Origin of the sequence: Bacillus amyloliquefaciens DSM 7 = ATCC 23350 (genome assembly GCF_000196735.1) — a bacterium.
Taxonomy (GTDB): Bacteria; Bacillota; Bacilli; order Bacillales; family Bacillaceae; genus Bacillus; species Bacillus amyloliquefaciens.
On the sequence record NC_014551.1, the window covers coordinates 2541938 to 2556338 of the forward strand.

16 protein-coding genes and 8 pseudogenes are annotated in these 14401 nt (G+C 38.6%); 9 read left to right on the forward strand and 15 right to left on the reverse strand.

Features of this window, described 5'->3' with window-relative positions:
* Positions 1–70: 70 nt before the first annotated feature.
* A complete protein-coding gene (locus BAMF_RS33075) occupies positions 71–373 on the reverse strand; it encodes a hypothetical protein (RefSeq protein ID WP_041481656.1) in 303 nt (100 codons plus the stop codon).
* 440 nt (positions 374–813) lie between these two features.
* Between BAMF_RS33075 and BAMF_RS33085 the strand changes: the two genes are divergently transcribed.
* The 5 genes and pseudogenes from BAMF_RS33085 to BAMF_RS41330 form a co-directional block, all read left to right on the forward strand.
* Positions 814–1542 carry a hypothetical protein gene (locus BAMF_RS33085; RefSeq protein WP_013352970.1) on the forward strand — a complete coding sequence of 243 codons (729 nt, stop codon included), beginning with the start codon at positions 814–816 and terminating at the stop codon, positions 1540–1542.
* A 128-nt stretch (positions 1543–1670) separates the two neighbouring features.
* A pseudogene (locus BAMF_RS42265) lies at positions 1671–1772 on the forward strand (hypothetical protein); the annotation flags it as partial.
* Positions 1755–2018: an SMI1/KNR4 family protein gene (locus tag BAMF_RS33090; protein ID WP_376935702.1), complete on the forward strand. Its 264-nt coding sequence runs from the start codon at positions 1755–1757 to the stop codon at positions 2016–2018. The pseudogene BAMF_RS42265 and the gene BAMF_RS33090, both read left to right, overlap by 18 nt.
* Before the next feature lie 99 nt (positions 2019–2117).
* On the forward strand, positions 2118–2573 hold the full coding sequence (locus BAMF_RS33095) for an SMI1/KNR4 family protein (RefSeq protein ID WP_041481658.1): 456 nt from the start codon (positions 2118–2120) through the stop codon (positions 2571–2573).
* Positions 2574–3627: 1054 nt separating this feature from the next.
* Positions 3628–3741 (forward strand): annotated as a pseudogene (locus BAMF_RS41330) (sigma factor-like helix-turn-helix DNA-binding protein); the annotation flags it as partial.
* Between the two features lie 109 nt (positions 3742–3850).
* On the opposite strand, the pseudogene BAMF_RS33105 reads toward BAMF_RS41330, so the two are convergent.
* The 6 genes and pseudogenes from BAMF_RS33105 to BAMF_RS33120 form a co-directional block, all read right to left on the reverse strand.
* Positions 3851–3988: pseudogene (locus BAMF_RS33105) on the reverse strand (DUF2634 domain-containing protein); the annotation flags it as partial.
* 100 nt (positions 3989–4088) lie between these two features.
* Positions 4089–4787: an aspartate/glutamate racemase family protein gene (locus BAMF_RS33110; protein ID WP_013352971.1), complete on the reverse strand. Its 699-nt coding sequence runs from the start codon at positions 4785–4787 to the stop codon at positions 4089–4091.
* A 93-nt stretch (positions 4788–4880) separates the two neighbouring features.
* Entirely contained in the window at positions 4881–5150 is a 270-nt protein-coding gene (locus BAMF_RS33115; RefSeq protein ID WP_088030689.1) for a DUF2577 family protein, read from the reverse strand.
* 55 nt (positions 5151–5205) lie between these two features.
* Positions 5206–5323, reverse strand: a pseudogene (locus tag BAMF_RS40885) (hypothetical protein); the annotation flags it as partial.
* Between the two features lie 272 nt (positions 5324–5595).
* On the reverse strand, positions 5596–5703 hold the full coding sequence (locus tag BAMF_RS40890; protein ID WP_080565289.1) for a winged helix-turn-helix transcriptional regulator: 108 nt from the start codon (positions 5701–5703) through the stop codon (positions 5596–5598).
* A 3-nt stretch (positions 5704–5706) separates the two neighbouring features.
* Positions 5707–6558: an aldo/keto reductase gene (locus tag BAMF_RS33120; protein WP_013352973.1), complete on the reverse strand. Its 852-nt coding sequence runs from the start codon at positions 6556–6558 to the stop codon at positions 5707–5709.
* A 170-nt stretch (positions 6559–6728) separates the two neighbouring features.
* Here BAMF_RS33120 and BAMF_RS33125 point away from each other — a divergent pair, with 170 nt between their 5' ends.
* Positions 6729–7172 (forward strand): MerR family transcriptional regulator, encoded by a 444-nt coding sequence (locus BAMF_RS33125; protein ID WP_013352974.1) that lies wholly within the window; start codon positions 6729–6731, stop codon positions 7170–7172.
* A gap of 186 nt (positions 7173–7358) precedes the next feature.
* Here BAMF_RS33125 and BAMF_RS41425 read toward each other — a convergent pair.
* Together BAMF_RS41425 and BAMF_RS41555 are read right to left on the reverse strand one after the other, a co-directional pair.
* Positions 7359–7538 (reverse strand): annotated as a pseudogene (locus BAMF_RS41425) (phage major capsid protein); the annotation flags it as partial.
* A pseudogene (locus BAMF_RS41555) lies at positions 7533–8180 on the reverse strand (recombinase RecT); the annotation flags it as partial. The pseudogenes BAMF_RS41425 and BAMF_RS41555, both read right to left, overlap by 6 nt.
* A 98-nt stretch (positions 8181–8278) precedes the next feature.
* On the opposite strand from BAMF_RS41555, the gene BAMF_RS33135 reads away from it, so the two are divergent.
* From BAMF_RS33135 to BAMF_RS33145, 3 genes and pseudogenes are all read left to right on the forward strand, one after another.
* Positions 8279–9121 (forward strand): sialate O-acetylesterase, encoded by an 843-nt coding sequence (locus tag BAMF_RS33135; protein ID WP_013352977.1) that lies wholly within the window; start codon positions 8279–8281, stop codon positions 9119–9121.
* Positions 9118–9645 (forward strand): annotated as a pseudogene (locus BAMF_RS33140) (PadR family transcriptional regulator). Before BAMF_RS33135 ends, BAMF_RS33140 begins: the two are co-directional and overlap by 4 nt.
* 17 nt (positions 9646–9662) lie before the next feature.
* Positions 9663–10139: pseudogene (locus BAMF_RS33145) on the forward strand (GyrI-like domain-containing protein); the annotation flags it as partial.
* A 438-nt stretch (positions 10140–10577) separates the two neighbouring features.
* Here the strand turns inward: BAMF_RS33145 and BAMF_RS33155 are convergent.
* The 6 genes from BAMF_RS33155 to BAMF_RS33175 form a co-directional block, all read right to left on the reverse strand.
* Complete coding sequence (locus BAMF_RS33155) at positions 10578–11114, reverse strand: ATP-binding protein (protein WP_013352982.1); 537 nt, start codon at positions 11112–11114, stop codon at positions 10578–10580.
* A gap of 159 nt (positions 11115–11273) precedes the next feature.
* Positions 11274–11492 (reverse strand): hypothetical protein, encoded by a 219-nt coding sequence (locus BAMF_RS42135; protein ID WP_041481659.1) that lies wholly within the window; start codon positions 11490–11492, stop codon positions 11274–11276.
* A 98-nt stretch (positions 11493–11590) separates the two neighbouring features.
* Positions 11591–12967 carry a Tet(L)/Tet(K)/Tet(45) family tetracycline efflux MFS transporter gene (gene tet, locus BAMF_RS33165; RefSeq protein ID WP_013352984.1) on the reverse strand — a complete coding sequence of 459 codons (1377 nt, stop codon included), beginning with the start codon at positions 12965–12967 and terminating at the stop codon, positions 11591–11593.
* Between the two features lie 33 nt (positions 12968–13000).
* Positions 13001–13063 (reverse strand): tetracycline resistance efflux system leader peptide, encoded by a 63-nt coding sequence (locus BAMF_RS42270; RefSeq protein ID WP_134816631.1) that lies wholly within the window; start codon positions 13061–13063, stop codon positions 13001–13003.
* Between the two features lie 112 nt (positions 13064–13175).
* A complete protein-coding gene (satA, locus tag BAMF_RS33170; RefSeq protein ID WP_013352985.1) occupies positions 13176–13697 on the reverse strand; it encodes a streptothricin N-acetyltransferase SatA in 522 nt (173 codons plus the stop codon).
* A 141-nt stretch (positions 13698–13838) separates the two neighbouring features.
* On the reverse strand, positions 13839–14339 hold the full coding sequence (locus BAMF_RS33175) for a DinB family protein (RefSeq protein WP_013352986.1): 501 nt from the start codon (positions 14337–14339) through the stop codon (positions 13839–13841).
* Positions 14340–14401: the final 62 nt, after the last annotated feature.

The window sequence follows — 14401 nt, forward strand, 5'->3', positions numbered from 1 at the left end:
AAAAAAGCTTATTGTTTAATATTAAAACGAAACTTAATAGCACTCAAAACCGCTTGGCAGTTTTCGTCATCTAGCTCATCATTAATTCAGGAATTGTAATGTTATCAATTTGAGAATTAAATAATTGAATTCCAAATCGAATCATGGCCATTTCAGATGGTGAGTAGATTTGTATTTGTTGCGCTAATGTATCTAAGTCAATTCCTACATCATCTACCACATGTTTTAAATCTTCATATTTATAAGTTGCTGTAGCTAAGTAACAAAACGAACCGCACTCTCGGTTGTCTTCTATTCGATTAAACCCCAATTGGTTCATAAGCTTAATAGCAGTTTCTTCGTGATTATTTAAAATACACCTATATCCCTCCAAAAATTCTTTCTATTTTCCATTATACAGCAGGAACTTCAATTTGCATGGTTTGATGCAGATATTAAAAAGAAAAATGTAATTATGGTTGGGTTGGAACGCGGATAAACTAAGACTCTGAATATGCCGGCACACGCAGCTGAAGATGAACTGACGAAGGCACCGCTTCGGAAGGCCGCCGGCATTTCCGTGGCTTGGCCCCCCGCCGCGGACAACTGCTGCATGATTCCGGACACCCAATACCAAAAGCTCCTGAGTTACGGCCACTGATTAGAGATCGGTCCTGAAACGGTTACCGGGGCACATCTCCCACACTCTCTTATTACTGAAGTATTCACTCTTAATACAGACAAGTAGCTTATTTCAGCTAATACCCCTCTTTTCTTTTTTTATAAAAAGAAAAAAGGTATAATGGTGAAAAGTGTGTGAAAGGAGTGAATCCAATGATCGAATTAACTCCTCTTCTTTATAAAGGCATTTCTGAAATGCCAGGATTTGATATCATTCAGTCTACACTGAGGGAACAACTAAACGAAGACGATTTTTTATTTGTAAAAAAAGTCTATGAAGTACACTATGAAAATAACATTGCAAAAGATGTTCTGGGCTATACTCGCAGAGATAAGTTTTCTCGTCGAAAAAAACAGTGGAAAATGAAAGCTTTGAAAGGCCTTGAGAAGTACAAAAAGGATAAAACACTTTCACGAGGCGTTTATCGTCATTTAGTTGAAAATTACATAATGATGAAAGAATACGAAGAAAGTAAAAGTTCTTCATCATTTAAAAAAATGTTTAAAGAAAAAGATAGCGATACTGCTATCCAATCATTCGTAGATGATATAGAAGCCTGGTCTAAATCTAAAACAACCAGATTAATTGATTATCCATTTTTCAGTGAGCTAAGCAAATCTCAACAAATCGCATCCCTTGAGTTTGATATCTGTATGATGGTTGGCGAATGGCTTATAAAAAATGTGTCTAAATTAGTTCCAGCGGAAATCAAAGATGGGACTATTCTTTTCAATGAAAAGGAGTATCTCGAATCACAGAGTTTTGTAGAAAGGGCCCCTTCTACAGCCTTGGAAAATCCATATTGGGGTATAGCTAAACGATCTCTTTCTCCTATCAATAAAAAGAGCATCTTTAATCAAGAAGAAAAAGCGCCTTTTTGAAATAGACGATCGGTACAGTTTATTAATCGAATCTGAAGTAATTGATCATTATAATAAGCAAATAAGAACACCAAGCATGGCAGATTGGCGGCTTTTTGTTGATTTGATCAACAGACGCGACAAGAAAAAGAAATGGCGATACACCTAAACTCCTCAACATTTTTTCTCGTTTAGAGAACGGCAAAGGATACCCTTATCTGGAAGAGCTGGCATTGTTAGGAGGCAACCTTAAAGAAAGTGAGTCATATATAGTTAACGTTTCTAATCGTTATCGAGACGGCAGAATGCCAGATAAAGTAATACCGATTGCCGATGACGTGTTTGGCAATGAAATCTGCTTCGATTTTAGAAAAGGCCTCAGTAGTCCTTCTATTGTATTTTGGGATCATGAAATGGCATTTGAAGATCCTGAAAGAGCTTTAAGTCCTGTATGTGATTCTTTTACCGAGTTGGTTAATAAACTATATGAGGAATAAACGGATAAAGCCTTTCCCCTTCTTATTAAGGAGAAAGGCTCTTTTTATTTAATACTAGGGCTAACTTTAAACGTTTTATGACTAGTAGGAGGTTAACAAATGCAAAATATTAAATGGAGAAAAAGAAGTACTTTTCAAGAGGCTACAAATAGTCAAATTGAGTATGTAGAAGAGAAATTAAAAATCAAGTTCCCAACAGATTACAGAGAGTTCATTAAAGACCATAATGGATGCTCTCCTATAGATAAAAAGGTTGTTTCATTCCAAAATTCTCGAGAATCAATAAACAATTTATTAAGTATAGGAGATCCAACTCGACCAATTGATCTCCTCAGTACACTTGATAATGTTAAAGATCGGTTAGTTGATAAGATCATACCTTTTGCTACAGATGCAGGGGGAAACCTCTTTTGTTTTGATTATAGAGTGTCTTCTCAAATACCCGTAATTGTTTTTTGGGATCATGAGATCGCTAATGAAGATAAGGAAAGTTCCATTAGCTATGTTTGTGATTCATTTACAGATTTAATGGACAAGCTTGAAGAACAATATTAAGTTTTTTGACTACTGATCTGAAATTTTCGAACAAACTCTAAGTGTCCTTGGCATTCAAGGTTCTAAAAATAGCAGAGGAATATTGATTAATGTTTGATAATTCTTTTTTAAAACAGAAGGAGTTTAACTATTGATTGATCTTACAAATACCGGTCTAAGTATTATTGCCTCATTATTAACCATCATAACAATAATTATAGGGTTTGCTGCTACCAAAGAAACTCCTACTAAAATAATTCACGAGGCAATAACAACTCTGTGCATATTGGAAAAAAGAAAATCAATATAATAAACATCTTCATGCCTAGTCAAAATCAAATAGATAAAGTCACCAATACAAAAAGGGAGCCCGGCTCAGATAATTATTTTATGATTGTTCTTTTTTATATAGCTATCATTATCTTTGGTGCATTTTATACTAGTTACTATTATTGGTTTGTTGCAATTTTGTTGGCTGTCTTTATAATCCGGTTTATTAAGTGTATTCGTTTTTCAATTGCCATAAAGCTTACATCAAACTTATATGACAAAAGTAAATTCTTCATCAATTTTATCCAGCAAATAATTTTATGTGGCATTCTTCTAAGTCTGCTGTTTTTTTCAGTACCACAGGAATTACAAATAGTTGCTGATCATATAAAAGTATATTTTGAAGGAGGCACCTCCTTTAAAAATTTGGCTTATAGACTTATTTAAATACACATTCAGTATATGGAATACTACTACTTTTTATTTTTTCATTTTTTTAGAAGCGTAGGGATGTTGATTCTTACTCTTTTTGTATTCTATACAACAGGCAAGAATGCATTACCAATTTATAAACACAAGTCTTTCAACAGAAGAAAAGTGTTGTAATGAACTTTCTTCTTATATTTGTGTTATTATTCTTATTTTTTCTCACTCTACCTAAAACATAGCTTAGAACCTTTGTGGAATGAATGGGCACGCAAATAAAAAATGTCAAATTTATTAATGTTAAGGCCCCTATAGAGGGTCTTCTCTTATTTTAATAAAGTTTTAAGTTGCTCTTTCAGTCTATAAATACCATCTCGATAAGCTCGGCATTTCAAGGAGTTATGTGTCGCGGATTGAAAAACGCGCATTGATGAAGATGTTTCATGAGTTTTACCGGGCGGAAAAGGAGAAGCGGAAGAAGAAGGGAAAGTGAGCGAAAAGCCGGATCTGACATTCCGGCTTTTTCTAATTTATCTTTTTCAATCATGACTATGAACAGAATATGCGTAGCGCTCAGTGTGAAGGGACAAATATACAAACTATTTAATCGCGTCAAGGCCTGTGATGAATTCATTTGTGATACGGCCATTTTCAAAATCAATTTTGTAGGTTTGCGAGGTCTCTATAACTTCGCTGTCATCTTCAATATCATCAAATTCAATTTCTGAGGAAAGGGTCATGATAAGATCACTCGTATAACGTTCCTCCATTTATTGATTGAATGAACCATAATAAAAACCGCTCCTAAAGAGCGGTTTTAAAATATAAGAAATAATCTTTCTAAGAAGAAATCGAAAGCGATTTATTTACTGCTTTTTGAGCATGGATTAAAGTCGTATCAAATAATGGCACTTTTGAATCGTCTGCCTTTACTAATAGTCCAATTTCAGTGCATCCAAGAATGATTCCTTCTGCTCCTCTATCTACCAAATTATTTATGATCTTCTTATAAATGTTTTTGGAAGACTGTTTAATTTCACCCAGACACAGTTCTTGATAAATAATATTATTTATTAATTCCCTTTCATCATCATCAGGAACAATGACATTAATATCATGAGACGCAATACGTGATTTATAAAAATCTTGCTCCATCGTATATTTAGTACCAAGCAGTCCTATTGAGCGAATGTCTTGTCTAATAATTTGTTCTGCAGTTGCATCGGCAATATGCAAAATAGGTATAGTGATCATTTCTTGGATATATCCAAGAACTTTATGCATAGTATTTGTACATATTACAATAAAATCTGCACCCGCTTTTTCTAATGATCTTGCAACTTCCCCTAAGGCTTCACCTGCTTTATCCCAAGCACCTACAGATTGATAATGTTCAATTTCCTTAAAATCAACACTGTATAAAAGACATTTTGCCGAGTGAAGCCCTCCTAACTTCTTTTTTATTTCTTCATTGATAATTCGATAATACTCAGCTGAAGATTCCCAACTCATTCCACCAATAAGACCAATAGTTTTCATAACCCACCTCGGATAAAATTTTCAAAATATTATAGTTATTCTAAAGCATAGATTAGGTCTTTACAATTATTTATTTTTTCAGGATTACTATCATTAAATTTTATCGAGAATAAAAAATGATTGTCCGCCTTTTAAGGAGACAACCATCACACTTTCACCAGTATTCAACGCTTCTTCTTCACCGGGCCGCAGCCGCTTTGGAACAACAATCAAATCAGCAGGTATTATTAATTTGTCATTTTCATTAAGCCTTATTTCAACAGGAGAAACGGAAACCACTTCAGCCGGTAGAATATCCACTGGTGACTCAGAATCAATAAAGTCAGAATATAGAAAAAGAGATGTGACAGTTATGAAAATCATTTTTCTCATTCGTTACTGCATTTTGGTATCAAATGACTTGACTTATAAGTCCTTAACTTGCGTCTTCTCTCAAACGATTCAACGCCGGACGCTCTAAAAACTCCTCAGAAAATCTTTCACAGGCATACTTCAGTCCCTGCTTTCTATATGCAGACCTCGATCTGGCTGCCGATGCTTGAGCCCTTGTTCCTCGGTTGATAACCTTACAGCTAATGGCTATCATCCTGAAGTTTGTCCTACTGAGGTGATTTTCAACGGTGGAAAAAAGAAAAACTAGTTACTGATTAGTAACTAGTTTTTATCTTAAAAGATTCAAATATTAGGTTTCAGATTTTCTGGTTTAACCATCTCATCAAATTGTTCTTTCGTTAATAATGTAAGCTGCACGCAGTCTTTTTAGCATTAACCCTTCCTTATGAACAAACTTGGCATTTTCTAATATTTTTCATACCTGATAAGGTTCTAATTCCCTAAGTTGTAGTATCAATATCCTCTGTGTAATCCATGGAATTAACCTTTTAAGTTTATTAAACCTAACTGTTTTATTAGACAAAGCTTACAGATCGAATTTCATGGCGCCTATCGATTTTACAATTTCCGGATCTCGGTGCGACCCGAAAAGACTTTCTCCTTTATCAAGGGTGGAAATCTTTTCGATATCCTCTAAGCTCAACTCAAAATCAAAAATGTCAAAGTTTTCGACAATCCGTTCTTTGCGCACCGATTTTGGAATCGTAACGACTTCACGCTGAACAAGCCAACGCAGCACAACCTGGGCGACAGATTTATTGTGTTTTTCCGCAATGGAAGTCAACACGCCGTTGCTGAACATGTTATTGCGCCCTTCAGCGAACGGTGCCCATGACTCGTGTTGAACTCCCTGCTCTTTCATAAAAGCAGCACTTTCTTTTTGCTGGCAGAATGGATGCGTTTCGACTTGGTTGACGGCTGGCACGATTTCATTATGCATGATCAGATCCATTAGACGGTCGGGATGGAAGTTGCTGACTCCGATTGCCCTGATTTTTCCTTCGCGGTACAGATCCTCCATCGCGCGCCAAGCGCCGTAGTAATCGCCGTATGGCTGGTGAATAAGGTATAAATCAAGATAATCCAGCTGCAGCTTATTTAAAGATTTGGAAAATGCCGCCTTGGCACTTTCATAGCCGGCATCCTGAATCCAGAGCTTAGTCGTAATGAACAGCTCCTCACGCGGTACGCCGCTCCGCTTGATTGCACGTCCGACTGCCTCCTCATTTAGGTAACCGGAAGCAGTGTCAATCAGGCGATAACCGGCCATCAGTGCTTCATATACTGCGTTTTCACAATCTTGAGCATCGGGGACTTGGTATACACCGAAGCCGATAATTGGCATTTTCACTCCGTTGTTTAATGTTACGGTTTGCATTGTAATTCCTCCTATTGTTCAAATGTAGAACGACAAACGGCACACATCCCGAAAATCGGGCACTGCAGAATGAATTCCGCTGCGGCTGGTTTGCGTTATAATAAGCTTATTACCTTCGTGCAACACGAAGGCAAGCACTTTTTTTAAAAATTTTTAAAGGAGGATTATACATGCATACAGTCAAAGAAGCAGCGATGATAACCGGACTCACTGAGCATGCGGTGCGCTTTTACACGGATAAAGGCCTGGTGCCGAGCGTACAGCGCAATAAAAACAATATCCGTTTGTTCGATGAAGAATCAATCAACTGGCTGTTTGGCGTCAAATGCCTCAGGCAATCCGGAATGCCGATTGAAGACATTAAAACGTACGTGAATCTCTGCCTCGAAGGAGATTCGACCATCCCACAACGGTACACACTCATGATGGAGCATAAAGAAGATGCGCTCGCTCAGCTCGAAGAAGCCAAACAGCACATTGCCCATTTGGAACAAAAAACCGCCCTATATCAAGCCATTCTGGAGCACCGCTCTTTTGATACAACCAATCCCGCCAACTGGGAAAAAATACAGCATATGCATAGTGACGTATTTTACTCGCCCACTGTCCGGTAGATGTGAAAGATATTTATGAGCACATCAATAGCTCTTAAACTCCTAAATTGGAATCCATATTGAATAGGCTAAGTTTGATGACATGTTATGAGCGATTAAATTTGTTTATATACGGCTATAAGGCTGCAAGTCCTTAAGGTTACTTTCTATTAATATAAATTGATAGAGGTCGCATCTGTATGCGACTTCTTGTTCGATGTTGTTTTCAAGTGTGTCATAGGTAATGTTAACTTCAGCAATTACTTCTTTTGTGCTTAAGTTAACTGTGCTAATTGATGGAACAGACTTTTGATCCTTAGTCAGCGCAACTCTTAAAATCGTTGGCGTGTCTTGAACCATTCGAATAAAAGTTGAAGCTTGAATAGGCTTGCCATCAAAAGGATCGGCTTCTCGCACGCTTGGTTTTCTGTATTTTCTTTGTTTGAAGGCTCGGAAACTTAGGAGCCATCGCATCACAGTCATTTTTCCATCCAACATCAGACTTACTGAATTTCTTTTTGTGCTTTTCTACTTGTGCCTTTGTCCAGTACACTGTTTTTCGGAAGCCATTTATCAACTCAAAATAAGCTGCATAACCAATTACTACGTCTGAATTCACGCTTTTCAAACTCAATCTCGATCTCCTCAGTCAGCGGATTCCGCTTCTCCAATTCGCCTTCATGAATCGGTATGCAATTGATGGACTTATATTGGCCTGTTCGCAAAGCAAGCTGTATGTACCCTTTGTATCCAAGCTGGAATTGAGCCTTTCCTCCATAAGGAACTATCCAGACATCCCCTAAGTTTTTATCTATAGGCAGGTCGAGTTTCTGCCACCATTGCAGATGAGATGGCACTCATAGGATCTGTTTTCTGTAGCATCTGCTCACTGTTATCAAGGCTTAAGATAGAAGCAGTAAACTGTGCAGCCCTCTTTCCTGACACTTCCTCAAATCGCTTAATAAGGGATGGTGGAAGAAAGCTAGCCTTCCAAATCGCTCCTTGCTGTTTCACAGGAACGCTTTTCATACATCATAATAAAACCTTATTAAAACTTTACAAGACAAGCTGAATTGACTATAGTCTAATTAGACTAAAATATTGATGTAAAGAAGTGAAAAAATTAGATGATAAAGTCTTTTTTAATGTTGGGGCAGTCGAATATGGCGGGCCGTGGATTTTTGAATGAAGTAGACCCTATCTATAATGAAAAAATTAAAATGCTGCGCAATGGACAGTGGCAGATGATGACAGAGCCGATTAATTACGACCGTCCGGTTTCCGGCGTTGGCCTGGCGGCATCTTTTGCAGATGCATGGTCAAAAGCTCATTCCGATGAAGAAATTGGCTTGATCCCGTGTGCGGAAGGCGGCAGTTCATTGAATGACTGGCATCCGGAAGGCATCCTTTTTCAGCATGCTTTGTCCGAAGCCCGCTTCGCCCTCCGTTCCAGTCAAATTTGCGGAATCCTTTGGCACCAAGGTGAGAGTGACAGTTATCGTTCGCTGCATGAAACTTATTACGAGAAATTAACTCTTATCATCGAGACGCTAAGAAACGAGTTGAAACTTGATGAGGTACCGTTGATTATTGGAGGGCTTGGTGACTTTCTTGGGAAGACCGGTTTTGGACAGCACGCGACTGAATTTCGACAGGTTAATGAACAATTGCTGCGTTTTGCTAATGAACAACAGAATTGTTATTTTGTTACTGCAGCAGGTTTGACTGCGAATCCTGATGGCATTCATTTAGACGCAGCTTCACAACGTAAATTCGGTTACCGCTATTTCGAGGCTTTTTCGAAAAAGCACCATATCCTGAAACCCATTTCGGGAGAGGAGCAATCATTGAAAGTGAAGGGTGACTATTCTAAAACAGAACAGATTTACCTTCATAGTATGGATTTGGCTTCGGGTGAAATCACGTACGCGGAATTTGAGGCGCGGATGGCGAAGGTGATGAAACCATAATTCCCTTACTTATCCTTGGCTTGCTCATCCAAAACCCCGGAGCTCACGGCTATGAACTTCTGGCCTTAATGGAAAAACGTCATTACAAATACATTGTTAACTTCACGAAAGGTTCATTTTATTACAATCTGCAGTAACTTGAAGAAAAGTGTTTGATTGAACAGATTCAGCAGAAACCCTCAACCAGCGGGCGTGAGATCCGTAACTTTAAAGTCACAGATTCAGGAAGGGCAGAATTCGAAAAATTAATGATCAAATACGGCACCAAATCGGAATATGTGAACCTGCAATTTTATGGGGCGTTACTCTTTGCCGATGAATTCGACAAAAATAAATTACTGGATCTGATCCAATCACAAATCGATCAGGCTAAAACTCGAATCGAGCTCCTTGATGAATACCTGGCCATCACTCAAGAAATTCCCGGCACAATCAATTACTTTCGCCGTATGAATGAAAATTCCCGTTCACATCACTTGGTTAATTTAGAGTGGTTCGAAAAATTGAAAGCAGAAATAGAGTGAACTATTGCATAATAAAATTTCGCATCGTCGGCATTAAAAAAAAGAGTCCCTATTTTGTTCAAAGGCGTGAATCCTGACATTGCAGCGATGTGGGAAAGTTTAGATGAAGCAGCAATCAATCAATCAACTAAAAGAGCTTTCTAATGCAGCGCTTGCAGGACTCATCAGTGCATCCACGAACTTTTCTGAAGGCCGGACAGAGGAAAACGGAGAGCTTGATCACTATATTGGCGCAGCCACAACGAAACATTGCCCAAATCACCTATCACAGCTTGAAGTCCCTGCCTCAACGTGGGCTGTATTCGAAGCAGCCGGATCATTTCCGGATGCACTGCAGGAAGTATGGGGACGGATTTATTCCGAATGGTTTCCATCGTCCGGATTATGAACAAATTGAAGGCCCAGAAATCCTGTGGAACGAGCATAAAGATGTAACATCGCCATCTTTTAAAAGTGAAATTTGGATACCCATTTCAAAAAAGGAATATATCTGACAATGAAATTAGAGGAATTAAAGGTTTTAAGGAAGGGGTCTTATCCCTTCCTCTTTATGTCACTAACCCGATCTGCGGCAATATTGATGCCACTAATCTTCGAATTGAGTTTTTTAATGAGCAGAGCCGATCTTACTGAAAATATAAATTGAGGTGTATTGCGTTTTGATGATCTGCTTCTCACCTCTTATTTTCCGCCTTAACGTCCGATCATTTCTGCAATTCTTCCCCAAAGTCTGACGTTGATGATTGACCGCCAAGTCTCCCGTTTTGATTCCTGCCTTCACGGTTTCCCGAAGTGAGTTCTCTATTAATTCCGCTGCTTCTTTCCGAGAATAAATCACTTCACAACAGACAAACTGAAGGCGGTATAAAAAAACAGCTCCGTTAAAATGGCCGGAACTGTCTTTCAATTTGCAGTTATCTCCATCCGTTAGTTTAATTAGAATTCAGATAATCCAAGACACGATCAACTCTTTCATTGACTGAGTAATCTCCTTCAATTTTTAACAATGGACAAGATAAATCTGCCATCCAATGTTCGTGTAAAGCTTTGCTTCTAACTTCCATTCCGGCATGATCATATAAAGAAGCCCACTCTAAAAATGTTTTTGATTGTTCATATTTACTGCCGCCGGCTAACACTTCGTTTCCATAACGCTGAAATTCCCTATGCCTTAATCTCTCAAGCCGTATATCCTGCGGAATCCATAAGAAGATGACAAGGTCAAAATAACTTTTTAGATCATCGCCCCAGCGGCACACTGCGCCAGAAAGAATCCATTTCTCATTTATTGTCAAGTCTTTTTCAAGCAACTTTCTTCTTTCAGGGATTTCTCTTTTTTTAGTGAATTTATCTGTCCAATAGTAATCATCAGTATCAAGATGCGTATGCGGCAAATGCTTTGATAATGCAACACCCAATGTTGACGTTCCGACACCAGAGGCTCCCAATATGTGAATCTTATTTTTCATACTTCCCCCTCCTTATGAAGCAACCAAACTCCCTGTTGCATAAGGTACTTACTATTATTTTGACATAAATCCCCAAAAACCTTTACTTTGCCAGGGGAATCCAGATGCGGTTAAAACCATACCGCTTACGAACTTCATGGTCATTTTCAAACAGAATGATTAACTTTCTCTCCGGCCTATTTTAATATCCCTATACACTTTTTCAAAAGTCTCGATTGGCAGTGAAAACTTGGTTGTTTTCTCGTTACGGTGATTGATTACGATCTCAATTTGATTATTTTTTTGTTCAAACTCAATAAGTGCGTTCTCCCATTTATCTCTGATTGAAATGATACAATTTCCATTTTTCTTTTCCTTTTTCTTATAAATGTAATTCACTTTAACGCCCCTTTCATTGATCGGCAAAAGGTTTCGGAATAAGGAAGCTCCTCAAAAAAAGGATCAAAACTTTTATCAAGTTTGATCCTTTTCCCTTTTTAGTCATTTCTTCGCGAACGTTTATAGACATTCACGGTTACCAGCCAGCTCATAATAACGATTCCTGCAAAAAGAATGAGCATATTACTGTACAAATAAGCGGAATGATCAGCGTTAACAGGCAGCAGCCTTTGATTCAGCAAGCGGATCGATAATAAACCGCCTGCAATCGAAATACCCGTTCCCTCTGATAAAAAGCTCGTAAAATTAAGAAGACTCATTCCGGCGCCGGCTTCCTTTTGTTTCAAACTGCCAGACACAATTGTAGATATAACCGTTTTTGTGAAGGAGAGCCCCCCAAAAACAAAAACGATTATAACGGTCATGAGCCAAGGTGCCGCACCTATGAAAAAGGCAGCGATTAAAAAGCTGGAAGACATCAATACAATCCCAATGGTCAGCACATACAAAGAACCTTTCCGATCAACAAGCAATCCTCCAATGTAACCGAAGATGATGACGCTCATCGTCCCGGGGAACATAATCCCGCTTCCAATTGCCGCAGTACTTAAATGGTGAACATCTTTCATCATATAAGGAACCATAGACACAAATCCTGCAGCAGTGCCGAAGATCAGGCCTCCGCAAAGGACGCCCATCATAAACAAAACATTTTTCCCCAGTGCAGGGTCAACAAAGGGATCTTGAGTTTTCCTAATATGTCTCACAAATATCAGGAAAGCTAGAATACTGATGATCAGAAAAGATAGTCTATATGAAGTTGTAAACAGCAGAAAAAATACGATGCCTGCAGACATTAATATAATCCCCGTCATATCAAAGCGCCCGCTGACTCTTTCTTCCTTTTCCAGCAGTTTCATCAGGAATGGAACGGTGATAACTGTTGCTGTCGGAATAAGCAGCAAATATGACCAGTGAATATAATGAGCGATCATTCCGCCAATAGCTGGCCCGACACCTTCCCCCATTGCCACCAGCGACCCGATCAGACCAAATGCTTTACCCCTGTTTTCTTTCGGAATATAGCGTACTACTGCAACCATCACAAGAGCCGGGAATGCGGCTGCACCAGCCCCTTGAATAAATCGGGCCAGAATGAGTACAGGAAAGAAAGAGTGTCCGACAAATCCAATGATCGACCCGAAGCCATTTACCATAATTCCAAATAGGAGCAGCTTTTTGATGCCCAGCTGATCTGATAACTTCCCATACAGAGCAGTTCCGATGGAAAAGGTTAACATAAAGGCCGTGTTCACCCAGTTTGCACTCGCTGGAAGTTTATGAAAATCGTTGGCGATATCAGGTAACGAGACGTTCAAAACCATTTCATTTAATACGCTGAAAAATGACAGAACACAAAGCCAAATGAACACTTGGTTGTGCCGTAAAGCTGTCTGTGAATAAGGCGTATTCACAAATTTCCCTCCATTAATGAGGGCAGACGCAGTTTATAGGGCCATTGATACGCTTCCCTCTTTTAATTGTACCCTGTTCATTTTTTTGCACTTCATACATAACTCCCCCTGCATTGATTGATATACCTTATTATAAATCCTCAAGCCGATGTTTTGAATACTTTGCGGCACACACCCGCAAATGACGAAACATCAAATACTGTTATATTTAAAATTTACAGTACCAAAAAACCGCAATTTCATTTGCTGTTGAAAGATTGGAATAAAGCATTGTATCGACCGCTCCTATGACAAAGTTATTTTTGGCATAAAAATGACAAGCTGAAACATTAATATCTTGTGTTTCAAGCATAAGACCGCATAAATGATTCTCCTTTGCCCACTCAATCGCTTTATGTAATAAAGCCGTCCCGACACCATTTTTTCTATAATCTTTTGCAACGGCAATGTCTTCAATCAGTGCGTATCCATTCCAATTAGAACGAAGCTTACTCCGGCCGACACAGTCGTTCTCTGCGTAATAAAAAAAGACAACTTTATCCTCTTCTTCAATATAACTGACATCAATGTCAGCATCGTCATATTTTTTGACATAAGGTTCAGCAAATTTCTCCTCTGTATATGTCCAAACATTGTTTTCAAATGAAGGGATGATTCTCCCTGAAACAACGAAAGGTTCGTTTGGTTTATTGAAGTCTTTCATATTGAAACGAGTCATTTTAGTTATCATCATAATCACCTTTCTGCATTTATTGAACTCACTTTACATCTTTTGAACTGTTGATTCGTCTGCATGTCACGAAGACTAAAACAAAAAAGATACCAACATCGATTGGTATCATCTATTCATTCGAGCCCTTACAACAACATCCTATCTCGGAGCTTCTAAACCAAATGTTGTCCATTCCTCTTTTGCCGGACCATAAATACCCGGAACAGGTAAACCCGCTTGTCTCATAAGGACAGTCATTTGTCCTCGATGATGGTTTTGATGTTGAATTAAAAACATCAAAAGTGAACCATTTGGCAATTGCTGACCAATAAAGTTGACACATTCTTGAAGTGTATCATCAGTCCATTGCGTTTTTAACGCCTGTACAAATGCATTACTGGCTTGGTGATAACTCTCAGCAATAAACCGCGCCGATGCAGGAACAGGAAAATCTTCAGCAGGAGCATGAAACGTTAAATCTGTGTTTGAGGTAATGATGTGAATGGCCGCAACAGTATGCCATGCAATACGGCCTAAAGTCCAATGTTGTGAAGTGATTTCTTGTTTAAGTGATTCATCAGTCAGATGATTCAGCAGTTTTTGTGTCGCATCGGCTTCGAATTCCCAAGATTTCAAAAAATGGTCTAAGGTTTGAAACATAAAAATCCTCCTTATCCTTTTTGTTTTTCTATGTATCTGCAGTTCAATTATAGTGCTCCGTT